Annotated in this window: 21 protein-coding genes, 2 pseudogenes and 1 other annotated feature; of the genes and pseudogenes, 11 read left to right on the plus strand and 12 right to left on the minus strand. The window is 44.7% G+C overall.

What is annotated here, in order from left to right:
* Window positions 1-28: 28 nt before the first annotated feature.
* Complete coding sequence (locus H525_RS0106350) at window positions 29-331, plus strand: hypothetical protein (RefSeq protein ID WP_027415523.1); 303 nt, start codon at window positions 29-31, stop codon at window positions 329-331.
* Here the strand turns inward: H525_RS0106350 and trhA are convergent.
* The 7 genes from trhA to H525_RS0106385 all read right to left on the minus strand — a co-directional run bounded on the left by trhA (window position 328) and on the right by H525_RS0106385 (window position 8,873).
* Window positions 328-978 carry a PAQR family membrane homeostasis protein TrhA gene (trhA, locus tag H525_RS0106355; RefSeq protein WP_027415524.1) on the minus strand — a complete coding sequence of 217 codons (651 nt, stop codon included), beginning with the start codon at window positions 976-978 and terminating at the stop codon, window positions 328-330. The two genes, H525_RS0106350 and trhA, sit on opposite strands and share 4 nt — an antisense overlap.
* A gap of 107 nt (window positions 979-1,085) precedes the next feature.
* Window positions 1,086-3,290, minus strand: a complete 2,205-nt coding sequence (locus H525_RS0106360; RefSeq protein WP_211236982.1) for a septation ring formation regulator EzrA — start codon at window positions 3,288-3,290, stop codon at window positions 1,086-1,088.
* A 137-nt stretch (window positions 3,291-3,427) separates the two neighbouring features.
* A complete protein-coding gene (gene refZ, locus H525_RS0106365; RefSeq protein WP_027415526.1) occupies window positions 3,428-4,051 on the minus strand; it encodes a forespore capture DNA-binding protein RefZ in 624 nt (207 codons plus the stop codon).
* 51 nt (window positions 4,052-4,102) lie between these two features.
* Window positions 4,103-4,765, minus strand: a complete 663-nt coding sequence (locus tag H525_RS0106370; RefSeq protein ID WP_027415527.1) for a TVP38/TMEM64 family protein — start codon at window positions 4,763-4,765, stop codon at window positions 4,103-4,105.
* 110 nt (window positions 4,766-4,875) lie between these two features.
* Window positions 4,876-5,847 (minus strand): MBL fold metallo-hydrolase, encoded by a 972-nt coding sequence (locus H525_RS0106375; protein WP_051330845.1) that lies wholly within the window; start codon window positions 5,845-5,847, stop codon window positions 4,876-4,878.
* A gap of 100 nt (window positions 5,848-5,947) precedes the next feature.
* Window positions 5,948-8,227 carry a sensor domain-containing diguanylate cyclase gene (locus tag H525_RS23025; protein ID WP_051330846.1) on the minus strand — a complete coding sequence of 760 codons (2,280 nt, stop codon included), beginning with the start codon at window positions 8,225-8,227 and terminating at the stop codon, window positions 5,948-5,950.
* Window positions 8,228-8,252: 25 nt separating this feature from the next.
* Window positions 8,253-8,873 (minus strand): histidine phosphatase family protein, encoded by a 621-nt coding sequence (locus H525_RS0106385; protein WP_035100209.1) that lies wholly within the window; start codon window positions 8,871-8,873, stop codon window positions 8,253-8,255.
* Window positions 8,874-9,081: 208 nt separating this feature from the next.
* On the opposite strand from H525_RS0106385, the gene H525_RS23030 reads away from it, so the two are divergent.
* Window positions 9,082-10,032 carry a DMT family transporter gene (locus tag H525_RS23030; protein ID WP_035100211.1) on the plus strand — a complete coding sequence of 317 codons (951 nt, stop codon included), beginning with the start codon at window positions 9,082-9,084 and terminating at the stop codon, window positions 10,030-10,032.
* Between the two features lie 305 nt (window positions 10,033-10,337).
* Window positions 10,338-10,934, plus strand: a complete 597-nt coding sequence (gene rpsD, locus H525_RS0106395; RefSeq protein WP_027415530.1) for a 30S ribosomal protein S4 — start codon at window positions 10,338-10,340, stop codon at window positions 10,932-10,934.
* Between the two features lie 151 nt (window positions 10,935-11,085).
* Here the strand turns inward: rpsD and fbpA are convergent, their stop codons facing one another.
* The gene (fbpA, locus tag H525_RS26070) at window positions 11,086-11,250 is read right to left on the minus strand and encodes a Fur-regulated basic protein FbpA (protein WP_081413264.1); all 165 of its coding nucleotides are present in this window, start codon (window positions 11,248-11,250) and stop codon (window positions 11,086-11,088) included.
* A gap of 207 nt (window positions 11,251-11,457) precedes the next feature.
* Here fbpA and H525_RS29365 point away from each other — a divergent pair.
* Window positions 11,458-11,610 (plus strand): annotated as a pseudogene (locus H525_RS29365) (thiolase C-terminal domain-containing protein); the annotation flags it as partial.
* An 11-nt stretch (window positions 11,611-11,621) separates the two neighbouring features.
* On the opposite strand, the gene H525_RS0106405 reads toward H525_RS29365, so the two are convergent.
* Window positions 11,622-12,977: a sigma-54 interaction domain-containing protein gene (locus tag H525_RS0106405; RefSeq protein WP_035100213.1), complete on the minus strand. Its 1,356-nt coding sequence runs from the start codon at window positions 12,975-12,977 to the stop codon at window positions 11,622-11,624.
* 247 nt (window positions 12,978-13,224) lie between these two features.
* Here H525_RS0106405 and ahlS point away from each other — a divergent pair, with 247 nt between their 5' ends.
* Genes ahlS through H525_RS28930 form a run of 4 tightly spaced genes read left to right on the plus strand, consistent with a single transcriptional unit; the run spans window position 13,225 to window position 16,864 of the window.
* Entirely contained in the window at window positions 13,225-14,073 is an 849-nt protein-coding gene (gene ahlS, locus H525_RS0106410) for an AhlS family quorum-quenching N-acyl homoserine lactonase (protein ID WP_027415532.1), read from the plus strand.
* Window positions 14,074-14,096: 23 nt separating this feature from the next.
* On the plus strand, window positions 14,097-15,221 hold the full coding sequence (locus tag H525_RS0106415) for a zinc-dependent alcohol dehydrogenase family protein (RefSeq protein ID WP_027415533.1): 1,125 nt from the start codon (window positions 14,097-14,099) through the stop codon (window positions 15,219-15,221).
* Window positions 15,222-15,242: 21 nt separating this feature from the next.
* Window positions 15,243-16,697 carry an NAD-dependent succinate-semialdehyde dehydrogenase gene (locus H525_RS0106420; protein ID WP_027415534.1) on the plus strand — a complete coding sequence of 485 codons (1,455 nt, stop codon included), beginning with the start codon at window positions 15,243-15,245 and terminating at the stop codon, window positions 16,695-16,697.
* A complete protein-coding gene (locus H525_RS28930; RefSeq protein WP_155837164.1) occupies window positions 16,694-16,864 on the plus strand; it encodes an aspartate/glutamate racemase family protein in 171 nt (56 codons plus the stop codon). Before H525_RS0106420 ends, H525_RS28930 begins: the two co-directional genes overlap by 4 nt.
* Window positions 16,865-17,122: 258 nt before the next feature.
* On the opposite strand, the gene tyrS is transcribed toward H525_RS28930, so the two are convergent.
* Window positions 17,123-18,397, minus strand: coding sequence for a tyrosine--tRNA ligase (gene tyrS / locus H525_RS0106430; RefSeq protein ID WP_027415535.1), 1,275 nt, complete (start codon window positions 18,395-18,397; stop codon window positions 17,123-17,125).
* Between the two features lie 32 nt (window positions 18,398-18,429).
* Here tyrS and H525_RS27070 point away from each other — a divergent pair, with 32 nt between their 5' ends.
* Both H525_RS27070 and H525_RS23035 read left to right on the plus strand, forming a co-directional pair.
* A complete protein-coding gene (locus H525_RS27070) occupies window positions 18,430-18,660 on the plus strand; it encodes a hypothetical protein (RefSeq protein ID WP_155837165.1) in 231 nt (76 codons plus the stop codon).
* Window positions 18,661-18,711: 51 nt separating this feature from the next.
* Window positions 18,712-18,947: a binding site (T-box leader), on the minus strand.
* A 119-nt stretch (window positions 18,948-19,066) separates the two neighbouring features.
* The gene (locus H525_RS23035) at window positions 19,067-21,487 is read left to right on the plus strand and encodes a transglycosylase domain-containing protein (protein WP_051330847.1); all 2,421 of its coding nucleotides are present in this window, start codon (window positions 19,067-19,069) and stop codon (window positions 21,485-21,487) included.
* 72 nt (window positions 21,488-21,559) lie between these two features.
* Here the strand turns inward: H525_RS23035 and H525_RS28450 are convergent.
* Window positions 21,560-21,901 (minus strand): annotated as a pseudogene (locus H525_RS28450) (group II intron reverse transcriptase/maturase); the annotation flags it as partial.
* A gap of 316 nt (window positions 21,902-22,217) precedes the next feature.
* The gene (gene acsA / locus H525_RS0106440; protein WP_051330848.1) at window positions 22,218-23,945 is read right to left on the minus strand and encodes an acetate--CoA ligase; all 1,728 of its coding nucleotides are present in this window, start codon (window positions 23,943-23,945) and stop codon (window positions 22,218-22,220) included.
* 233 nt (window positions 23,946-24,178) lie between these two features.
* Between acsA and H525_RS0106445 the strand changes: the two genes are divergently transcribed.
* Entirely contained in the window at window positions 24,179-24,811 is a 633-nt protein-coding gene (locus H525_RS0106445) for a hypothetical protein (protein WP_027415537.1), read from the plus strand.
* Window positions 24,812-25,135 lie beyond the last annotated feature (324 nt).

A 25,135-nucleotide genomic window follows, 5' to 3' on the forward strand; every position in this document is an offset into this window, starting at 1 on the left:
AACTAATAATAGATAAGGATGAAGCACAGTGGCATTCGGAATTGCAAGAGAAGAATTGGAAAAGTGGAAGGAAGCGGTGAGCAGAGGAGAGATTGCTTTTTTGACTCACTACTGGTTGGATCCGCGTTTTCCGGACAGCAAAACAGTAACAAAAGTCGGGTGTGCAAACCTCAAGAGCCTGTCTGATTGGTGTACTGCCAATGGATTAAATCCGAAGTATATTCACAATCGGGCTCCATTCCCCCACTTCGACCTCATTGGTCCGAAGCAGAAGGAAATCCTGCAAAAAGAAAACTTGCGGGATCAATTGACACGGTTCAGGTTACTTTAATATGCGCGGAAAGGGAGCAAACACAGAACAGAAAAATAGTGAGCGATCGATCCGCCCAAAACGAATAAGTGCCAGACGGCATGATGATATTTAAATCCTCTCCAAACATAAAACACAGCGCCAACGGTGTAAAGCACACCACCTGTAACCAGTAATGCAAGGCCGGTCGGATTGATGTTCAACACCAGCGAATTCCAGGCAAAGACGATTAGCCAGCCCATCACAACGTACAGCAAAGTGGAGAGAAATAAGAACCTTTTGACAAAGAAGCATTTAAAAACTGTGCCTCCAACTGCAATCCCCCACACGACAGCAAATAATGTCCACCCTAACCATCCTTTCACTGCGATAAATAAAAACGGAGTATAGGTACCGGAAATGAAAAAATAGATGGAGGAATGATCGAATATCTCAAAGAGATCTTTTGCTTTCCCCTGGGGAAGAGCATGCAGGAAGGTGGACGATAAATATAAAAGCAGCATCGTAACTCCAAATAACGTGAAACTGACAATATACCAGGCGTTTCCGAAACGAGAAGAAAAAACAACTAAGAGAACTAAAGCAGGAATGCTTAAAAGGGCACCGATCCCATGAATGATGGAATTGGCAATCTCCTCTCCTTTGGAAAAAACATGTGTAGTAACCATAAGAGCTCACATCCTTTTGGACTGAAGTTATACAGGGACGAATGAAAAGGAGCACCCCTTTCAGAGGAAGTGCTCTTTTTTCAAATAGAATCATTATGTAGGAACTGCTACTCAAACCGCTCGGCGGCTATGTCGGACGCTTTCCGGGCAAGTTGGTACGCTTCTTCATATTCACCTCTGCGAAAAGCTTGCTCCGCCTGGGAAAGAAGGTTGGCGATTTCCTTGTCATAACGGCGAAAACGATTGGTACGCTGGATCATTTCTTCCGCTTCGTTGCTGAAACGAATCGTATTCGTCGCATTTTCCAGTAATTGGATAACCTGTTCCGTTGCTTCTTTTAAAAAATGCTCGACCTTTTGCATATTAAGCGGTATTTCTTCCAGCCCATGCTCTACGGTCGCAAGGGCCTGTCGGGAAATTCGGCTGCTATTGAGCACACTCTCAGGAATCCCCGGAAGATGCAGGCGTTTCAACTGCTGCTCGACCCGCGCTACATCGCTGCGCAGTTTCGTTAACGACTCCCGCGCGGCCAGCTCTCCCGCGCGGAATTCTTTCAATTCATTCAGTACGACTTCCCGCCGCTCAATCATGCTGTTTGCACGTTCTGCTGCCTGCGCCAGTGTCTCCCTGTTTCGCTTATACCTTTCTGCTTCTTCCGTCAGTGCCACCTGCTCCAGCGCATGCTCAATTTCCGCTATCACTTCGGGAATTTGTTGGGAGTAGTGGAACGCTTCTCCGTCTTCCACTTGGTAACGCTCCGCTAAATCAGCAAGCTCGCTCATCAAATAACTTTTATCTTCACGCAGTACAGAGAGCTGGTACGGTAATTCCTGCAAAAATCGCTGGTACTGATGGCGGCTTGTAACAATTTCCTCCATGGCCTGATAAACAGATTCTATCTCTTCCCGCACTTTTACAATTACCTGTTCAGTTTCCGCCACTTTTCCGTCTTCGAACAGCTTGGGAAGCTTATCCGCTTCCCCGCGTATTTTCACCAGCTTGCCGGCAAAAAACTCTTCCCCGTCAGTATACCCTTCCTGCAGCATTTCCCGATAATCCTCATCAAGCTGGCGGATTTCTTGATCCAGGTCTTTTTCAATCGTCTGCCTCAGCAGTGATACTTTCTGGACAGCTTCAAACAGCGATTTCTGTTCTTCATGAAGTTTTTGCAGCTTTGTCTTCGTTTCTTCGAAATTACCGTTTTCCTGGCTCTCCTTAATCTCCTGCTCTTCTTTTATAAATTGGTTGAGCCGATCTTTCATCGAATGAAACGATGCGTTAAATTGAATGCGAAGTTCATCGAGGCGGCGTTCAATCTTTTGCCTTTGCTGCCCGACTTCCCCTTTTAACGTTTCGATATCTTTCAGCGTCTCTGTCAACTTGTTCGCGCGTCTGCCCAATTGAAAATAGCTATCTTCAATACGCTGCAGCCTCGCCTTCGCCTCTTGAATAATTTCACGGCCTCTTCTAAAACGAAACTTTCCAATCGTTTCTTCCGCATCAACTAAAATGAGTTCAACGTCTGCTATCGCATCTTTTTTCAAATCGTCGAGCGACGTTAGAATATCCAAATACCGTTCTCTGACTTTGGTTGACTCTTTCTTCCACTCCGTACCAACATCAAACGCATTTAATTCGTCTAACAGCTTTCCGCGCCACGTATCGACCTCGTCTACCTCTTTCAATAGGAGGCTCCTCCTGAAATAAGCCCATACAACGACGACAATCGCAATGAGAAGAATGGCAAAGCCAATGATAAACCACAGGGGCCACTGCCCGTTACTGGCGGCGGCAGTGGATTGGGCTGGAGCCGCTTCTGTTTGGGCGGTATTAGAAACAATCTGTCCGCTGGCTTTCTTTTGCTGGTATGTTTTGATCTCATTGTTAATTTCCTTTACGAAAGTGGATACCCCGGTTGTAAACGCGTCTTCCTTCGCATACGGATTAAAAAACAAATCAATTTTGCGGTTGATTACGTCTCTGGTGATTCCATTCTTCGCAAAATAACTTCCGCTGATAATCGCCATCGTTTTATCATCCACCGACAAAATCATGACCATCGTATTTGGGTCGATTTTAAATGTATCGGACACGCTTTTGGCGTATTCCTCAAGCGTTTGAGGATTTGTGTTTTTAACCGCGACCAGTTTATAGACCTGGGGGCCAGCTGTGAAAAGTTTGGTCAGCTGCTGTGCCTGCTGTTTTTTTATAATCCCCCCCGGATCGGTGATGGGTTTATCAATCGACTGAGGGAGATCGGCGGCCCACACCTGAAGGGAGGAAGTTAAGAGTGCAAAACTTAAAAGAATCAAAAATATAAAAAAACGAGTCAATCGTTGAGGCTGTCCTTTCATCGCGCGCATACTCCTTTAGTAAAATTCCTATATTATTAATTAGGTATGACACAAAAAAGTTCCTGCTTTGATCAGGAACTTTTCTATAAAAAAACTCACACTGTGTCGATTGGCGTCACCATGCGCAGTAAAAAGTCGAATACATAATCGATCATGCGGCCCACAAATTTTTCGTCTAATGGTTCTACATAGAAAACTTCACGAAGAATTTGCGGATAAATGTAAGGAAAGCTCATAATAGAAAAAATATGTAGGGTCAGCCCCTCAACCGGTACATCCTGAAATTCCCCCTGAGCTATTCCTTCCTCTATGATGGCGGAAAAATAGTGCTTTAATCTTGCTATGTATGTACTCATAATTTCTCTGCCAAGCATGGATTCGACAGAGAGTTCACGCTGTATGAGACGAGTCACCTGATACGCTTCGCATTGAAAACGAATAAACTCTTCGAGCATGTTGCGAAGCAGAACATAAAGGGTTGTCCAATCATTTCGGTACCGGCAGTCATCAAGCCGGTTAAACAGCTCCTCATAGTAGCATACCATGACGTATTCCAGCAGCCCTTTTTTATTTTTGAAGTAGTAAGAGATAAGAGCAACATTCACCGCAGCCTCAGAAGCGATTTGCCGTACCGTTGTTCCGTCAAACCCCTGAAAGTCAAACAGTTTAATCGCAGCCTCAACAATTTTTTGTTTGGTTAAGTTTGATGTCCGCTTCACCCTCCGCACCTCCCTATTGCGTTCATCTATAAATATAAAGAAAACCTTGCGTTACGACAGCAAGGTTGATTTCTTTTTCTTTTTTAAGTAATTAAGTCCCACCATGAAGAGCGCCAGTCCAATGATAAGGAGCACAAGTGTTCCTTTATGATTCTCCCAGTTAATCATATAGTTTCCAAGCACGGATTCAAAAAACACAGCCGGAATTTTCCCAAGAATAGTAGCAAACAAAAATGATTTAAACGGAAGCTTTGAAATACCAGAAGCCGTATTTACCGCACTTGACGGCAAAACAGGGATCCAGCGAGCGAACAGGATGATGAAAAATCCTTTCGTCTCAGCTTGCCTGTTGAGTTTTTGTACAAACGCATGATGGCCCATCTTCTTTTCCGCCCAATCTCTGGCCGCATACCGGGCAAGCGCGAAATTCGCAAGCGCTGCCAATACCGCAGCAATCCAGTTGGTTACAAAGCCGCCCCATAGGCCAAAAACCATTACATTCGCTCCTGCCAACAGCACGAACGGAACAATAGGAAAAAAGGTCTGTATAACAACAGCGGCCATCGCTATAAAAATTGCAATCCATCCATAGGATTGGATGCGTGCAGCGACCTCTTCAATATTTCCGGTACGCAATAATTGACCGAAATCGGTCTGCATAATCAAGGCAAGACACACGACCAGGAAGAGGACAGAAAAAATAATTTTCTTCAACCAATTTCCTCCTCTACTCTTTGCTGCACTCTCTGCCCCTCATTATACCATTGTTATACGAAAAAAAACCTCAAAAAGTCATGTTTTTAATAAAAAATTTCATGGTGTTTTTATACGAGCCGGTAAACATTCTGCCCGCCTTGTTTTCGCACCGAAACACGCCCGCTCTCTTCCAGAAGATCCAGGTGGCCTACCGTGTCTGACATCGTAAGCGGCAGTTGTGTTTGATAAATTTTAGGGAAAATCTCAGCAGAAAGCTGGAAGGCCGTTTTTTCCCCTTCCTGCAAGAACTGAACTAATCGTTCCGCGCGGGTCCAGTTGCGATTTAACCTGCTTGTAATGAGGCTGCGATAATCGGTGATTTCTTCGCCATGGCCGGAATACATACGCGTTACCGGCAGGCGAAATATTTCCTGCATGGCTTTACGATAAACGAGAATCGGCCGCGCTCGCTCTCCCTTCGGGTCAAAAGGAGGTTCAATAAAGGCATTGGCCGGCACTTCCTTAATTAAAAAGTCGCCGACCAGCATAATCCCGTCTTTTTCCCGGTATAGTGACAAATGGTTCTGCGTATGGCCCGGCGTAAATACAACGGTCCACTCCGGATTCCCCGGAAGCTCGGCTCCGCCTTCCATGGCGTGATGGACAGGAGCAGACTCTGTGTAGGTATTCATACTGCTTCGGAATTCATCCACCGCTCTCAGCAAAGCATCAGGCACCCCATGTTCCAGGTAGAACTGACGAAAATAATGATCGTGGTAATACATAAAATCTTTCGTAAGCTCCATGTAGGGCACCGCATGCGGATGTGCAATGACATTTACATCGGCACGGTGAAGAATCTCCCCGACCAAGCCGCTGTGATCGACGTGCGGGTGAGTCAGAAATAGCTGATCGACATCATGCCAATCCAGACCAGCCCGCTTGATAAATTCGTCCAACAAGTGCCAGGCTTCTCTAGTCTTAGGGCCGGCATCGACGAGCGTAACCGTTTCTCCTTTTATCAGGTAAACATTAACAGGCCCAACACTAAATGGGGTGGGGATTCGAAGGGATAGAAGATCCGTTTTTACCTTGTTCATGACAGCCTCCTCTGACTGAATGTTCATTCATGTGATATTGAAATGAAAGAGGCTTCAAAAAACGAAGCACCCTCTTTGTTCCTTTATACGATTATGCTGATTATGTTTGCGGATCAGCAGCAATCACCCGGTTTCGACCTGCGCGTTTTGCTTCATACAGCGCCTCATCAGCGCGTTGAATCAAAAATTCCACGTCTATTTTTGCTTGTTCTCTTGTCCAGGTCGCCACGCCGCATGAAATCGTAATGTTCGGCGTAGTCTGTGTCATTACTTTGGTTCGCACCCGCTCAGCTACCGTTATCGCTGTTTCCATCGAGCACTTTGGCAGGTAGATGGCAAGTTCCTCTCCTCCCCACCTGGCTGCGACTTCCGTGCTGCGGACAGAGGAAAGGAGAATATTGGCCACTTGAATTAATATTTTATCTCCGGTTTGGTGCCCGTACGTATCATTAATTCGCTTAAAATGGTCAATGTCCATCAGGATAAGCGAACCGTAAGCATCCTGCTGTTGGGAAAGGTAAATATGATCATACAGGTATTTGCGGTTATACAGGCCCGTTAAATTATCAGTAATGACCATCCTTTCTACTTCCGCGTGCAGGGAAGCGTTTGTCATGGCAAGGTTCATATGCTGCGCCAATAATTCCAGCATTTTGAAATTATCAAACGTGTAGTAGTTCGGGCGTGAATCCATCACCAGTAAAGCTCCTGCTACCTCTTCCCCCTGAAACAGCGGAACACCCATAAAAGAACGGTGTTCAAAAAGCAAACAGCCCCGCTCCTCACCAGGTGGAATATCTGCGAGAATGACGGACTCTTTTTTCAAATAAATCTCTTTGAGCCGTTCCGCATGGGCATCAATTTGTTTGCCGATGTGTTCTTCATCGGTAGCCGCCTGGACGATGAACATATCCTCATCCGGAGCTTTGCGCAGAATACAGCAGTATTCCGTATGGTACGTTTCCACCAACTTACGAGTGACAAACGTAAGTACATCTTTTAATTTCAAGCTTGTGTTCAACTGCTTGGTAATTTTATTGATTAACATTAATTCATTAATAACGTTGCGTGATTGTTTATAAAGCTGGGCATTCTCGAAAGCATTTCCGGCTGTATCGGCCAGCATAGTAATATACCCGATTTCTCGTTCAGGCAGAATCACCTGCGTGTCGCTGTAGAGTTCAAGCACTCCGTATACCCCCTGTTTGCCGCGCAGCGGTGCAGCAAGGGTTAGCTTCCGTTCTCCATTCGAGGTTTGAACAATGGTCCTTCCTTCCATATAAGCCTGAACGCTGACTTCACTATCTTCTCCAAAAAATTTAAATTGTTTCACCGGAAGCGTTGTGGAGAAAGAATCGTGGGACAGCCAGAGGTCAACATTCATGTTTTGATACAGTTTCTTCGTGCTATCGATAACAGCGCGCAGTACGTCATCCACATCGATAGAAGAATGAATTTTTGTGGTAATTTCAAACAGCATGTTTCGCTTTTGTTCATCGCGCTGGTTACGAAGATGGTTGAAAGCGCTGTAAACGGGCATGCTTACCTCGTCGACAACTCCCCGGACAAACGTTTCTTCAATCGGGGTGTAACGTTGGTCTTCAGGGTGAGACAGCGCTACAAAACCAAGAATCGTCTGATGGAAGGTGATCGGTATGAGTAAATAATTAGGACCTATAATATTTGATTCTTCTGTTTGAGCATCCTGGCCCCGTTTCTCCGGGTCTGTTGTAAAGTAAAGGCTCAATTTTTCATATAAAGTGTCATCGTTATGGTTTATTTCCGCCCAAAAATCTGCAAGCTCCTGATGGGAGGCCCAGTGAAACACCGCCCGATGCTGCTCCTGATCAAACAAAACAGCCAGACATTCGCCCTTTCCTCTCGTCAAGCCATTGGCAAACTTATTCACCAACGTATTCATCATCGCGGACAAGTCGGGCGTTTCGTTTATTTCTTTCACACAGGATGTAATGCTTTCAAGCAGAAAATTTCGTATCGACATAGTGAAAGAGCATGCGAAACCCTGCAGAAAAGCAAACGCTACTTCGGAAGCAACTCCTGCATCCGTCATCATTCCTATGTAACCTGTTGTGTGCAATTCGTAACAAACCCGCCATCCGAAAACGATTCCGTCATGACTTTTGTCGACAAAACTGACCGGCATATTTTCTACAGGATAACCGGTTTCAAGGGTGAATTCGGGCACACCCATTTTTTCCGCTACAATTACCTTCCCATCCGTGTCCATTAAAAACAGCCATCCTTTGGCGACGGGGAAGAGGTCCAGGCAGAGATGCCGGGTGCAGCTTTTAAAAACTTTAGCCAGACTATTTCCATAAATTTGATCCAGCGCAAACACGCTCATCACTTTATTATTCAACTGTACGCCTTCTTTCTCTATCCGCTTACATCATCTCATCATCGAGATGGCTGTCATCATTTACTCGGTGTACGACCCAACAGGTGCCCTGATAGCCTATATGATTGATCGACGTATTGCGTAGTTTGGTGATACCGGGTCCATACCTTCCATTACTCATCTTATGCAGCAAGGCGTTAATCATCCCACCGTGGCTTACAAGTACGATATGTTTTGCTTCATTAGCCTGCAAAATCGTTTGAATGCAGTTCATTCCCCGCTCTTGAAGTTCCGAAAAGGATTCAATTAACAGCCGTTCATTGCTTGGGTTCTGCGGGGCAACGTCCGCAAATACAGATCGAATGGTTTCATAGTCCTTCCCTTCCCATACTCCATAATTCCGTTCACGCAGATCCATATATTTATGCACCGAAAGTCCTGTCTCATTTGCTATAATCTCGGCGGTATGATAGGCACGCTCTAAATCGCTTGAGCAAATATAATCAATGGATTCACCTTTTAAATGTTTTGCCAGACGGTTCGCCTGTTCTATTCCCCGTTTATTGAGAGGGATATCACTATGGCCCTGAACACGCCGCTGTACATTCCAATCTGTTTCACCATGACGAATAAGATAAATATTTCGCACATTATCTTTGTAGTCCATAAATCATCCAACCTACTTCCTCACCTATGATTATACGAAATATTCCAAAACGTTTCACGTATTATTTATGTGAATAATTTAAAAAGAGAAACGCAAAGAGAAAAATCGGGTGTTTTTGTTATCCCTCATCGGCCAGGTTATGCTACACTTTGTCTATCTATTATTAAAGTAATAAGCAATCTTGCAACGGGAAAGGAGGGACAAAGCAATGAACGCTCAACGTTTTTTTACCGGCCGGATGGGTTTGATCGCAACAGCTGTCTTTGTCTGCCTGCTGTGGGGCAGCGCTTTTCCTTTCATTAAATTAAGCTATAGTCTGCTCTCAATCGGAAAAGCCGAATCAAGCAAACAAATTCTGTTCGCGGGATACCGCTTTTTTATCGCCTCGGTGATGTTATTGATATTTCTCGTAAGCAAGCGGCAAAGTATTCGTTGCGTCAAAGGATCGCTGCCCGCGCTCCTTCAGGTAGGCCTTTTTCAAACAACTCTGCAATACATACTATTTTATATTGGTTTAAGCTACAGCACCGGTATCGAAGGATCGATTATTACCGGTTCCGGAACTTTCTTTTCCGTTATACTCGCCCATTATATGTACGCAAATGACCGAATGAGCTGGCGCAAGGTCATCGGCCTTACGCTTGGATTTATCGGGGTGGTGCTGGCAAGCAATCCAAGCGGGGAATGGAAGCCATCCTTCGGCCTCGGTGAATTCGCCTTATTAATCGCTGCTTTTTCTAACTCGCTGGGAGGAATTCTGGCTAAGAATAAAGCCGCTAAACTGGACACCGTCTATCTAACGTCCTACCAGATGATGCTAGGTTCGGTTGTCATGCTTATTATCGGGGGAAGCGGCGCGGGATATCTGCCTTTTCATTTTACAACGGTGACGTTTATGTACCTATTATACCTGGCATTTCTCTCAGCCGCCGGTTTCGCGTTATGGAACACCCTATTAAAGTATAATAAGGTTGGAAAAGTCTCCATGTATTTTTTCCTCGTTCCCGTATTCGGCGTACTGCAATCCGTTTTATTTCTAGGCGAAACGCTTCACTCTGTTATTTTTATGTCCTTGGTACTCGTTGTTGCCGGAATTATCGTTGTTAATAATAAAGATAATTCGGTTATCGCCAACGCCAAGCCGCAGGCGCAGCGATAACCTTAATCGCACTTGTGTATGTATGAAAGTTATAGATTCTTATACGCTGAGAAAAAGCCGCAACGGACATTGACTTCTATATCAAATAAGATATAATATTGTTTATGTGTGTAAGGGTAGCAATGATTGTAGGTAAAAACGTCAAGTCAAATCTTATTAGTTTCATCCCTTGAGACTGCGGCTGAACTTCTCAAGCGGAGCATGCGGCGGAAACGCTACCGTCCGAAGAGCATGTAGCTAAAAAAGGAACTAGCTTGGCGGAAGTAAACACCTATTAAATCTTAACAAAAGGAGAACGAACAAACATGGCACGTTACACTGGCCCACGCCACAAATTAGCTCGTCGTCTTGGCATTTCTCTTGACGGCACAGGAAAAGATATTAAGCGTAATTTCCCGCCGGGACAACACGGACACGGTCGCCGGAAAATGAGCGAATATGCGCTCCAATTAACGGAGAAGCAAAAACTTCGCCACATGTACGGCATGATGGAAAAGCAGTTTCGCAAACTGTTTGATGATGCAGGTAAAATGAGCGGTGTTCACGGGGAAAACTTCATGAAGCTTCTCGAATCCCGTTTAGATAACGTTGTATACCGTCTTGGCTTTGCATCGACTCGTCCGGCTGCGCGCCAATTAACAACACACGGTCATATTACCGTTAACGGCAAAAAAGTAAACATTCCGTCTTACCGCGTGAAACCGGGCGATGTTATCGGCCTACGCGAGAAAAGCCGCAACCTTGGAATCGTTAAAGAATCTCTTGAAGCTCGCGCATTCCTGCCAAACTACCTGAGCTTTAACGATAGCCAATTAGAAGGAACCTTCGTTCGTCTTCCTGACCGCGAAGAACTTCCGGCTGAAATTAACGAAAAACTTATCGTTGAGTTCTACTCTCGTTAATATTGAGCAAATCGAAAGGTTGGGAGCAATTTGCCCCAACCTTTTTCACATTATCGTACGTGCCGTTCGATGTTCGGCGGTGGTTTTCTTTGTCCTCCTGTCCAACGTCGCCTGACTCTTTATGTCCCGCTATGTTCAGATCATGCGTAATTTACTGTGTTGCCCTCTTTTTTCTCTTTTTCGAGAGGGCATTAAATAAAGTCTGCTTTATTTCCTTTTTTGAGCATTCATATAGTTGACGGCCATTTATTTTAAATATACCCACCGCTAATAATCGATCGATATATTTTTCTGCGTTATTTTTTATTTCTTTCATAAAGCACCTCTGCTATCTTTTATGGTTTTGCTTCTCCTTCCTTCAGCTTAATCATAGTTTATTTATGTTACAGCAATGTTATAAGCAAATAAAAAATTGCTGAATGTAGTGTTAAAACCTTCCTAATTCTTTCAGGAGATGGCCTTTTCTTCCTTCTATAAAGTTTTTGACGGGGAATAAAAACACTTCTTATATGAAGAATTAACTTCTTTTCCAGCTACCCGTTTAGCCGCGGAAAGAGCTTATCAAATGGACGAACTCCAACCTGGTGACATTAATTTTGTTACAGTGCACGATTGCTTCACCATCGCGGAAATCGTAGCTACAGAAGACCTGGTTTTTTTCAATCCTGCAGCATGACAATTGTTTCTTTATTGTTGTTGCTCCCACCTTTTTATCTTTTTAATTAGTGTTGAATGATCAATTCCTAAGTATTTAGAGGCTTGTCGAAGTGACGAATGATTCACTACCGCTTCTCTAACAATTTGCTTTTCAATCTGTTCCATTCTCTTTTTCAAATTCGACATAGATTTGTGAAGAGAATATTGGACTCGATATGGCAAGTGATATGGTTCAATACATCCATCCGGTATCGATGTAACAATATTTTCCATTACATTTTTTAGCTCGCGGACATTTCCTGGCCATTCATACTCGTTGAGACACCTTTTTGTCTCTTGTGTCATTTCTTTATGAACTCTATACTTCTGACAAAAATAATCAAAATAGTGTTCAATAAGAATTTCTATATCCTCCCTCCTTTGAGCCAAGGAAGGAATTTGAATTTCAATAACTGAGATTCGATAATACAAATCTTCTCTGAATTTCTTTTGTTCTATTAAAGAAGTAATATTTTGATTGGTTGCACTAATGATGCGGATATCCACTGGAATGGAGTCTTCTCCACCAATTCTCCTTATCTTTTTTTCCTGGATAGCTCGTAAAAGTTTAACTTGAAGCTGAACTGGCATCTCACCAATTTCATCTAGCATTAGTGTTCCTTCATTTGCTAATTCCAACAGACCAATTTTCCCTTCCCGGCGTGCTCCAGTAAAGGCACCCGATTCATAACCAAAAAATTCGGATTCTAATAGAGTTTCAGGGATAGCTCCACAATTAACTTTAATAAAGGGCTTATCTTTTCGATCACTCAAATGATGAATTAAATTTGCTATAACTTCCTTCCCTGCACCAGAAGGCCCCGTTAGTAAGACACTCGTTGGAAAAGGGGCTACCTGTTCAATTTTTTCATAGATTTTCTTCATGCTAATACTTTTAAATAAGAATTTATTTTCCTCTTGATCTGTTGTAAAGGAGAACCGGTAATTTTGCATTTGAGAGAATGTTTTCGTTTTGCTTAATTCATTTTGTAATATGTTTAATTTGGTTACATCTCGTACGCTAGTAACAATCATTTCGATGTTTCCTTCAGCATCAAAAACCGGATTTCCAGTTGCAATTACTTCTTTAATCTGTTTGATCTTTTGTAAGAGAGAAATTTTTTTCTTTGCCTGTAGTACTTGAAGAGATACAGATTCGTTAAGATACCCTTCGTCTATCAAATCTTGCATGTGCCGCCCTACAAGAACTTCACGGGAAAAGCCCGTAATTTGTTCATACGCTTTATTTACAAAAAGAGTAATACCGCGACGATCCACTACATAAATGCCATCCGTGGAAAATTCGAGAATGGCCATCAATTGTTCGTTATTCAAAGTACGTACCATTCCGTCCCTCCCACTACGTCAAACTGGATGGTGAATTGCATCAACTATGCTGAAAATTCTCACCACTAATAAATTATAAAGATAAATTTATCGTTTGTAAACCCTTACACCGTCCTTTTGGTGAAATTTTTCACCGATTTTGTTGTAGCAGTACTTGGGTAACGCTGATTATCCTTACATTTATACATTGGCATTATAATTGCATAACTAACATTGAATGTTAATTCAGCAAATTAGGAGGTTTATCATGGCAAATATCATCGAAGCACGTCCCAAACTTTATGTAATGGACAACGGGCGAATGAGCATGGATAAAAACTGGATGATCGCAATGCACAATCCGGCAACGACAGACAATCCGAATGCTCCGTCTGAAATGGTAGAGTTCCCTATTTATACCGTACTTATTGACCATCCTGAAGGCAAAATTTTGTTTGATACTTCCTGTAATCCAGATTCAATGGGTGCGAACGGACGCTGGACTGAAAATACGCAAAAAGCTTTCCCATGGGTAGCGAACGAAGAGTGTTACTTGCATCACCGTCTTGAACAGCTAAGGGTTCGTCCTGAAGATATCAAGTTTGTTGTTGCTTCCCATCTGCATTTAGACCATGCCGGTTGTTTGGAAATGTTTACGAATGCAACCATTATTGTTCATGAGGATGAATTTAACGGTACCCTTCAATCTTATGCCCGTCATCAAAAAGAAGGCGCATACATTTGGGGAGATATTGATGCCTGGATTAAAAATCAACTTCAATGGCAGACCGTAAAACGGGAGGAAGACTTCCTTGAATTGGCGTCCGGAATTCGTGTCCTGAACTTTGGAAGCGGCCATGCGTGGGGGATGCTCGGATTACAAATTCAATTACCTGAAAAAGGGGGGATTATCCTGGCCTCAGATGCCATTTATACAGCAGAAAGTTTCGGGCCACCGATTAAGCCTCCCGGAATTATTTATGATTCTGTCGGCTATGCCAAAACAGTGGAAAAAATTCGTCGTTTAGCGAAACAGACTAACTCGGAAGTATGGTTTGGTCATGATGCTAAGCAGTTTGAAAAGTTTATAAAATCAACAGAAGGATATTACGAATAAAAAAGAAAAGGAGTTAAGTAATTATGAAAATCCGTGCAGCCGTACTTCATGAATTAGGGTTACCAGCCCCTTATGCGCAAAGTCGTCCGATTAAAATTGAAACGTTAGAATTAGATAATCCTGGGCGCGGAGAAGTACTGGTTCAAATTAAGGCAGCTGGTCTTTGCCATTCCGATTTATCCGTTATTAATGGAAGTCGCCCTCGTCCTATGCCTATGGCATTGGGTCATGAAGCGGCTGGTGTCGTTGTTAAAGTAGGAGAAGGGGTTACAGACTTAAAGCCTGGTGACCATGTTGTTTGCGCCTTTGTTCCAAGCTGTGGTCATTGTCTTCCATGTCAGGAAGGCCGTCCTGCGCTTTGTGAACCAGGAGCTAAGGCCAATACAGTTGGAACTCTATTAAGCGGTGAACGGCGGATTCATTTAAACGAAAAAACGGTTCATCACCATTTAGGGGTTTCTGCTTTTGCTGAATATGCTGTCGTTTCCAGAAATTCTCTGATTAAGGTAGATCCCGAGATTCCATTTGACAAAGTTGCCGTTTTCGGATGTGCGGTCATTACAGGTGTTGGAGCTGTCGTAAATACTGCTCGAATTGAAATGGGAAGCACAGTTGCTGTAATCGGTCTCGGTGGTGTTGGATTAAGTGCTCTTCTTGGGGCTGTAACAGCAGGAGCAAGCCGAATTGTAGCGGTAGACGTCAATGACGCAAAGTTAACACAAGCCCTTCAATTAGGTGCTACTGATACGTTTAATTCTAAAGATCCTGAGGTAATTTCTTTAATTAAAGCTGCCACAAACGGCGGCGTGGACTATGCGTTTGAAACCGCTGGTGTAGTTCCAGCTATGAATGTAGCATACGGAATTACAAAACGGGGAGGCACAACAGTAACCACAGGATTGCCTCACCCCGATCATCATTTCTCTTTCCCGCAAGTAACCTTAACGGCTGAAGAACGTACGCTTAAAGGTTCTTATGTCGGAAGCTGTGTACCGTCTCGAGATATTCCTCGCTTTATTGAACTATACAAACAAGGCCGATTACCGGTTGATAAATTGCTGACGGATTCCTTATCTTTAGATGAAATTAATGAAGGATTTGATCGTCTGGCCAGAGGAGAAGCATCCCGGCTTGTCGTTGTATTTTAATTCATAGAAAAGGGGAAAAGCATGTCTATTTTAGATAACTACCCGTTATATATCGGAGGAAATTGGGTCGATAATAAAAAAAAATATGATGTAATCAACCCTGCCACAGAAGAAGTGATTGCCCAGGTCCCCAATGGGGGGCCCGAAGAAATGAAGCAAGCTATTGAAGCCGCTGTCCATGTTCAATCAGATTGGGCTGACACTGTTGCGTCTGAACGGGCCAGGATACTTTCGGATGCAGCTAAATTGATGCGGGAACGCACAGAAAAACTTGCTCGGATTATGACGCTGGAAGAAGGAAAGCCTCTTGCTGAATCTCGTGGAGAAATTGCATATGCGGCTTCGTTCTTTGAGTGGTTTGCTGAAGAAGCCAAGCGTATTTACGGAGACACAATTCCTTCGAACTCCAAAGATAAAAGAATTTTGGTAATGAAACGCCCTGTTGGAGTAACAGCAGCCATAACGCCATGGAATTTTCCGGCGGCCATGATTACACGAAAAATTGGTCCAGCTTTTGCTGCTGGATGTACAATGATCGTAAAACCTTCGGAATTGACACCTCTATCCGCTTTGGAAATCGCAAAGATTTTTGAGGAAGTAGGTCTTCCAAAAGGCGTATTATCAATCGTGGTTGGAACAGATCCAGTTGAGTTAACACGCGTTCTCATGGATGATGTGCGTGTACGTAAAATTTCATTTACCGGTTCCACTTCCGTTGGAAAACTTTTGATGAAACAAGCAGCAGATACAATGAAACGCGTGTCTTTTGAATTAGGTGGGCACGCCCCGTTTATTGTATTCCCGGATGCAGACTTGGACGAAGCCGTTTCTCATGCGGTATTAGCTAAAATGAGAGGTATGGGGGAAACATGCGTCGCTGCCAATCGTTTCTATGTACATGAGGAGATTTCAGAGCTATTTACTGAGAAATTAGCTTTACGATTAGAGGCTATGAAGGTTGGGAACGGCCTCGAGGAAGGAGTATCTGTCGGTCCGCTGATTGAACCCTCTGCTGTCCGGAAAGTAGACGAGCATGTTCAGGATGCAATAATGAAAGGCGCCAAACTCATCGTCGGAGGAAACCGTGCGGGCTTAGAAAAAGGCTACTTTTATCCTCCAACCCTCTTGAGTAATGTCAACGAGGAGATGAAAGTATCCTGTGAAGAAACATTTGGGCCTGTCGCGGCCATTCTTCCCTTTAGCACAGAAGAAGAAGTCATTCAAAAAGCAAACAGTACCCGCTATGGATTAGCTGCTTACTTCTTTACACGAGATGTCGGTAGACTGTTTCGCCTTGCCGAACGGCTGGAATATGGAATCCTGGGTGCGAATGATGGATTGCCTTCAACCGCTCAAGCTCCATTTGGAGGCGTCAAGGAATCCGGGTTAGGGCGTGAAGGGAGCAAATATGGGATCGAGGAATACCTCGATATAAAATATATTTCTCTTGGCGGTATAACTAAGATAGAAAAGTGAAGCAAAATATAAGTGTAATCGCCTGCTACGGCGATCCGGGACTGCAGGGGGCAAGAGAAATAACCAAAATTCCCGTGGTTTTCATTGCAGAAGCGTCTATGTATATGGCCTCCATGCTGGCCGAAGAAGGCAAAGCGCACGGGAATCCATACGACCAAAGCAACTGAATGGATTTATGAGTGCGATCATAGAAAGCTTCATTCGGCCAAATATCCCAAACCATCCACTTTGTATAAACGGGATAGATGTAGAAAAGGTAAAATAGCCTTTGTATGTAGCTGTTTTACCTTTTCATTTTGTTCAGCATTATATAAGGTCGTATAGAAAGGCCTGTGGGGAAATTTAGATTTAAGAGCAAATCTCTTTAACCGCATAAAGAAAATAGTGGAACCAGTGAAAAGCGAAGGGACGTTCAGCCTACTCCCTTACCTGCCTCCAAGCTCAACCGTCACCTTCGCAAACTTGCGCTTTCCTACTTGGACAATCATCCCTTCTTCTACCGCCACTTGATCGTCTACCGATGCCACTTTTTCTTCATTAATCTTCACGGCACCCTGCTGGACCATGCGGCGCGCTTCTCCGTTGGAAGAGCAGAGTTTAAGGGAAACCAGCAGCTTTACAATCCACATTTTTCCGTTATCCAGCTCGCCTGCAGAAACAGCCTTTTCCGGAATGTCGGTTGGCAGCGCGCGCTGTTGGAAAACGGTTGTAAAATGGTTTTCGGCTTCTTCCGCCGCCTTTTCTCCATGGTACATTTCCACAAATGTCCGGGCCAGACGCATTTTTGCGTCCCGCGGGTGAAGCGTTCCATCTTCCAGTCCGCTTTTAATGCGCGCCAGCTCGTCAAGCGTGACATGGGTAGCCAATTCATAGTATTTACCCATCAATTCATCGGGAATAGACATAGCCTTCCCGTAAATCTCATTCGGCGGCTCGCTGATTCCAATGTAGTTCCCAAGGCTTTTGCTCATTTTTTGTACGCCGTCAAGCCCTTCAATAATCGGCATCGTGAGTGCGCACTGCTGATCCAGCCCGTATTCTTTCTGCAGCTGGCGGCCCATCAGCAGGTTAAACTTCTGGTCGGTTCCGCCAAGTTCTACATCGCTTTCAAGCGCAACCGAGTCGTACCCCTGCATCAGCGGATAGAAAAATTCGTGGATACTGATCGGCTGATTGCTCGTGTAGCGTTTCTCAAAATCATCGCGTTCCAGCATGCGCGCTACCGTTACCTTGGCTGATAGGGTGACAACATCCGCAAAATTCATAGGAGCGAGCCAGGTGCTGTTATAGTGGACCTCCACTTTATCCATATCCAAAATTTTAGCAAACTGTTCTACATAAGTGGTTGCATTTGCCTTGACCTGTTCTTCCGTCAACTGTTTTCTCGTTTCGGATTTCCCCGTAGGGTCGCCGATGCGGCCGGTAAAATCACCGATGACAAGCTGAATCGTATGACCGAGCTCCTGGAAATGGCGCAGCTTATGCAGGACAACCGTATGACCGACATGGATATCCGGCGCCGATGGATCGAGTCCAAGCTTAACCTTAAGGGGCTTGCCGGTCAGAACGGAACGCTCCACTTTTTTGCGCATTTCCTCCTCGGGTACAATCTCGGCCGTTCCACGGCGAATATAAGTCATCTGGCGTTCCACTTCACGCTCCTGGTCCCCGGTTAACTTTCCTTTTGTTTCTTCATTCATATGACATCCCTCGATTCTAATAAACTCTACAAATGAGAAAAACTCGCGGGCGTTGCCGCTCGTCCTTTTTCTGCAGGGAAGCGAAACGGCCGCTTAGTGACCGGAAGGTCGGACCGACAAAACATCCGGGTACCTCAATGATGGAGACAATTGTCGGTCTGATCGGCCTTCCGGCCACACGCTCCACATCGAAAAGCAACGTTCGGCACACTCCCGCGAGTTTTTCTCAGGTGACCCATGGAGGAAAGTATATGTTGCTTTAACACTGTAAAGCAACATATACTTTCCTTAACGGTAAAAAGACCCGTCCCCTGGTAAGGGACGAGTCCTGGCTCGCGGTACCACCCTCATTAAGAACTAAACGCTCTTCACTTAAGAAAATAACGGCCGGGTTTGACCGTCTGCTTCTTTGCGGACATTGTGTCTTTAGAAAAGCAGATATTTACTCGGACGCTGTACTTCATTTTCTGACCGGGCCGGTTTCCACCATCCACCGACTCTCTGTACGTTCCGGATTCAGATTACTACTATACGCCTTCATCGCAAATGTATGTTGATATAAATTCATTCCTTATCTCATAATAACCAAAAGGGGGGATTGGATGCAACCTTTATCCTCATACAGCGTCTTTATGTTATAATGTCTTTGTTATCATAAGGGGGAATTAGATGGAGAAACAGACAGAATCCTCGAACAGTTCAAGGAAACCCGGCAAAAACATATGGAAAACTTTAATTACTATCGTAAAAGTTTTCACTTTTTTATTTTTAATGGGTGTACTGTTCGCAGGCGGTGCGGCAACCGGATATGTCGCTTCTCTGGTCAAATCCGACCCCGTGCGAAGCTATAATGAAATTAATAGCAAATTAAATACAAACAATTTAACCGGTTTTGCCTATTTTAGAGATAATACTCTCATCGGCCAGCTTCGTACGGATGAAGACAGAAGACTAGTGACTGCTGACAAGGTTTCACCACACTTAATCGATGCGATTATTTCAACGGAGGACAAGTATTTCTATGAGCATCACGGTGTTGTTCCCTCTGCTATTATGCGTGCGGGGATTCAACAAGTTACCGGTTCTTCGGTCCAGACCGGTGGAAGCACGTTGACACAGCAGTTAATTAAACAAACAATCCTAACGCCCAAACAGACCATGGACCGTAAATTCAAGGAGATATTTCTGGCGCTGCGGGTAGAACGGATGTTTACTAAGGAACAAATTCTAAACGCATACATAAATAAAATGTACTTCGGAAAAAGCGCGAACGGGTCTAACGTGTATGGAGTCGAGGCGGCCGCCCGGGGAATTTTCGGAGTGGACGCGAAAGATTTAAACATTGCCCAATCTGCATATCTGGCAGGCATGCTGCAGGCCCCTTCGAATTACATACCGTTTAGAAAAAGCGGGCTCAAAGCCGGCCTGCAGCGGCAAAAGGTCGTCCTTACCCGCATGCTGGAAAATAATAAAATTACAAGGGCTGAATACGAAGACGCTCTTACATACGACATCGCGGCTCATCTGGCGAAACCGAAGGAAAAAGCGTACGAGAAATACCCTTATCTGATGATGGAAATTGAGCAACAGGCAGCAGAAGCTCTGGTCAATCAAGATATCGCACAAAATCCGGATCTAAAGAAAGAAAACACCCGAGCGTTAATTGAAGAAAAGCGAAAAGAAATTCTGCAGGGCGGCTATCATATTTACACAACCATTGATCAAAAATTATATACAAAAATGCAGGCCATCGGTTCCGATCCAAACAATTTCGGACCAAATCGAACCTACTGGGTGAACGGGAAGAAGTTTTCCAATCAGCCAGAACAAGTAGGCGCTACGCTTATTCAAAATAAAACGGGAGCGATCCTCGGGATGATCGAAGGCCGCGATTTTGACTCGCAGCAATATTCCCACACCATGCACCCAAGGCAGCCCGGTTCTTCTATGAAACCAATCGCCGCCTATGCGCCCGCGTTGGAGGAAGGACTTGTTCAACCGGCCAGCGTGATAGATGATGGGCCGATTAACATTAATGGCTGGCAGCCGAAAAATGACGGAGGCAACTGGCATGGTGCTGTCACGGCAAGGCAGGCTCTTACCTGGTCTTATAATATTCCGGCGATAAAAACGTATTTAAAGACGGGTATCAAACCATCTCTCGCTTACGTCAGGAAAATGGGAGTAACAACATTAACGGATGTCGATAACGAAGTCGCATCAGGTGTTATCGGCGGCCTAACATACGGGCTTACCGTCCAACAAATTACAAATGCCTACGCGACGTTTCCTAACAAAGGAAATTATATACCGGCTTATATGATTGAACGCATTGAAAACAGCGACCATCAAGTGGTTTACCAGCACCAAATCAATTCAACACGGGTATTTTCACCGCAAACCGCATGGCTTATTACCGACATGCTGCGCAATGTCGTTCATGAAGGAACAGCATCGGGAGTAATTCCCGACTATATCGGGAACGAAGATGTCGCCGGTAAAACCGGTACAACTCAGGATGATAAAGACAAATGGTTTGTCGGTTACTCCCCTGATGTTTCCATCGGTGTTTGGGTTGGTTACGACACACCAACCACGATTCCAAAATCACGCAGCAAAGATGCACTGAATATTTGGGGCAAAATTTTCTCAACAGTTACGCAAACCGAACCGGAATTGTCTCCGGCTTCACATAAAATGGAGATGCCTGATGGGATCGTAAGAGTAACGGTAGATAAGAGAAACGGCAAATTGGCTACATCCGATGTGAGCAAAGCAGGGTATGGGATAACGGATTACTTTAACGAAAAATATGTACCTACCGAATACAGCAATGAGGTGACGACCGCTTCCCCTTTACCGGGAACAACTGCGCCCGCCAATCCGAACGGTGGTTCAACACCGGCTCCATCGCCAAATGCAAACAATCAGCAGCAGCCCGGCAATCAGCAAAATCCTGACAACCTGCCGTCTCCTGATAACAAGCAAAGTGGAACAAATACAGAGCAGAATAACAGCACAGTACCAGGAGTCCAAAAGAAATCGACACACCAAAAAAACACGCAAAACCACGAAGTTCAGCATCAATAACATCGCAAGAATCGAGTAGGAGGGGGCGATGAACCCCCGACCTCTCACACCACCGTACGTACCGTTCGGTCTCCGTAAGGAGTCATATCGTTTTGCCAGACTCTTAATTTGATACGATTCGAAGAATCGATTGTCCAACGTTCTGTGTAGGACAGGACTTTTCGAAATACGCCAATATCCCTTGCGGGAGTTTCCCCATTCGTAGGCTTTTCCTTTAGGCACTCCTAAAACGATGAGCCTTTTTACTTTTGTGCGGGAAGTTATCTGACGAATTTTCTGTTTAACTCGTTGTAAGGATTGAGGGGCGATACGGACTTTCGGTTTGAGGTGGGAGGTGAAGCTGAACCCGAGAAACTTGCGTTTCCACGGACGGTCTACCGCACTCTTTTCTTGATTCACTTTTAATTTCAACTCTCATTCGCCTTCGGCAGTATGGACTTTGTCTTGTTTCGCAGACTCATCCAACGAATGTTAGCCTTATATGAGGTTCGTGTTCCTCAGACCGGAGGTTTGCCGCCGGCTTCCTTCAGATTCGACCTCACGATCGACACCCTTGCCTTAAGCTATGGCTACTACTGCCTTCACCATTCGGGACTCTAACCCTACAGATAATGCCCATGCCGGGCGCACGAAAAAGGAAGGCAGGCCTTGCGGGCCTGCCTTCCTTTTTGTTTTTGTTTCTGTCTTTGCTTTATATTTTGTGATTCATCTTCCACATGTTACTCCGTTATTAATCTTCCATTGTGGACAGATCGCCTGTCGGCAATCCAAGTTCCCATGCTTTAAGAACACGGCGCATAATTTTACCCGAACGTGTTTTCGGCAGTTTATCGCGAACTTCAATTTCCCGCGGTGCTGCATGCGCGGCGAGTCCAACCTTAACAAACTGACGGATTTCTTCCAAGAGTTCATCCGTATTTTCATATCCATCCCGCAGGGCAATAAACGCCTTGATGATTTCCCCGCGAATCGGGTCAGGCTTGCCGATAACGCCTGCTTCGGCAACAGCCGGGTGCTCAACCAGTTTGCTTTCTACTTCGAACGGACCGACACGCTCGCCAGCTGTCATGATTACGTCATCAACCCGACCCTGGAACCAGAAGTATCCTTCTTCGTCCATATAGGCAGAGTCACCGGATACATACCAGCCGTTTAAGCGGAAGTATTCTTCATACTTCGCAGGATTATTCCATATGCGGCGCATCATTGACGGCCATCCTACTTTAAGTGCGAGGTTCCCCATTCGATTCGGCGGAAGCACATTCCCCTGGTCATCCACGATGGCAGCGTCTGTACCGGGGAACGGTTTACCCATCGATCCGGGCTTGATATCCATCGCCGGATAATTACAGATCATCTGTGCCCCTGTTTCTGTCATCCACCACGTATCATGAATCCGTTTGTTAAATACCTTCATCCCCCAGTGTACAACTTCCGGATTAAGTGGCTCTCCTACACTTAACACATGCCGCAGGCTGGACAGGTCATACTGTTTAACCACCTCATCCCCCGCCCCCATTAGCATCCGGAAAGCGGTTGGCGCACTGTACCATACGGTTACACTATATTTTTCAATTGTGGAATACCAATCCTGTGGGCTGAACCGTCCGCCGCGAATCACATTGGAAGCCCCATTCAGCCATGGCCCAAAAATTCCGTACGATGTACCTGTAACCCAGCCCGGATCGGCTGTACACCAGTACACATCATCTTCCTGCAAATCAAGCACCCATTTACCCGTTTGATAATGCTGAATCATCGCATTATGTACATGAAGTACACCTTTGGGTTTGCCGGTTGAACCGGATGTATAGTGCAGGATTAATCCATCTTCACGATCCACCCATTCTATTTCAAAATCACTCGATGCTTTTGCCATCTCCTCTTCAAAGCTAACTTGTCCATCTGCAAGTTCTCCCTCATTGCCAACCAGAATGACATGTTTCAGAGCAGGGAGCTCAGAAACAGGGATACGTGGGAGCAGCTCCGGTGTAGTTACGATGGCAACAGCCTCACTATCTTGCAGGCGGTCGCGTACCGCACCTTCCATGAAAGCTTCAAAAAGCGGACCAACAATCGCTCCGACTTTAATGGCCCCCAGAATGCTTACATAAAGTTCAGGCGTGCGAGGCATAAAAACAAAGACACGGTCAGCTTTTGCGATGCCCAAGTTGCGAAGGACATTGCCAAACTTATCGGAGAGATTCTTCATTTCCAGGAACGTGTATTTTTCTTCGCGTTTACTGTCGCTGTAATACAGAGCAACTTTATTTTTTCTCCAACCTTCGGCATGGCGATCGATCGCTTCATGTGCCATGTTTACTTTTCCTGTCGCATACCAGGTAAACTCTTTTTCAACATCATCCCAGGAAAAGTTCCGGTACGTTTCTTCGTAGTTAGCCATATTGTAACCGCTGCCTACCACCGAGATTCTTTTCTGTTGAACCGTTTCATTCATATCCACAAGCCCCTCCCCAATATCATTATCGTTTTATTTTCCCTCTCTATCTGTTATGAAAACCCTTACGATATTCTTATTATAACAAATAGTCTGTCTATTTTGCAATTTCTAGCTTGAAAATATTTTACCCACTTTTTCTACAGTTCACTACATCTTCGCAATTTTTCCATGTAGAATCATGTATAATTTAATTAAATTTTCGAAAAGATTGTTAAAAGGTGTTGAATACTATGGAACATAGAAAAACATTTTATCAGCGGGAAAAAGAAACGACGCTTGGAAAGCTTGTTATTTGCGGCCCTGCCTCAGTGGAAGAAATCGCCTCCTATACGATGGATGACGGCCTTACCGCTTTTCGAAAGCCGGCCGACCAGCAGAAAGCTCTCGTGGAGATTTCCGCTCTACCGGAAGGGCGTGTCACTCTCGCCATACATAACAAGACGATTATCGGCTATGTAACTTTTGTGTACCCGGATCCAATGGAAAGATGGTCCCAGGCGAAAATGGATAATTTGCTGGAGCTGGGGGCCATTGAAGTCAGCAGCAAATTCCGCCACCAGCACGTCGGTGAAGATATGCTGGCGGTTTCCTTTCTGGATGACGCGATGGAGGATTACATTGTATTTACCACAGAATATTACTGGCACTGGGATTTAAAAGGAACCGGCTTAAGCGTCTGGGATTACCGCAAAATTATGGAGAAGGTTATGGCCTCAGCGGGGCTGGAGTGGTTTGCGACAGATGACCCGGAAATATGCTCCCACCCGGCGAACTGCCTGATGGCACGGATTGGCAAGCGAATCGAACAGGAAACTTTACAGACGTTTGATCGAATTCGTTTTCAAAATCGGTTTATGTATTAGAGCTAATTGCGATGTCCTGCAAGCCGGACAGGACAAGGGCTGAAAGATACAGGAGAAAAATTTTTACCCCCAAAAAAAGCGGAAAAACTTCATTTTCATGTATAAAAGAAAGAGGCAGAGCGAAAATCCACCCCAGCCTCTTTATGGTAGTAAATAGTAAACAGGCGACTCCATCCATGGTAAAATTGAATTGTCGAAAACAATTTTAAGTATCGGAGGGTCGCCTGTTATGGCTATTATACCACAACTCAAGCTGTTTCAGTGGAATGAGATTGCAGTGTTGGGAGATTTGGAACGTCTGCGCTTGGTTTTGGAGTACTTACC

The sequence above is a fragment of the Aneurinibacillus terranovensis DSM 18919 genome (genome assembly GCF_000430625.1).
GTDB lineage: Bacteria > Bacillota > Bacilli > Aneurinibacillales > Aneurinibacillaceae > Aneurinibacillus_B > Aneurinibacillus_B terranovensis.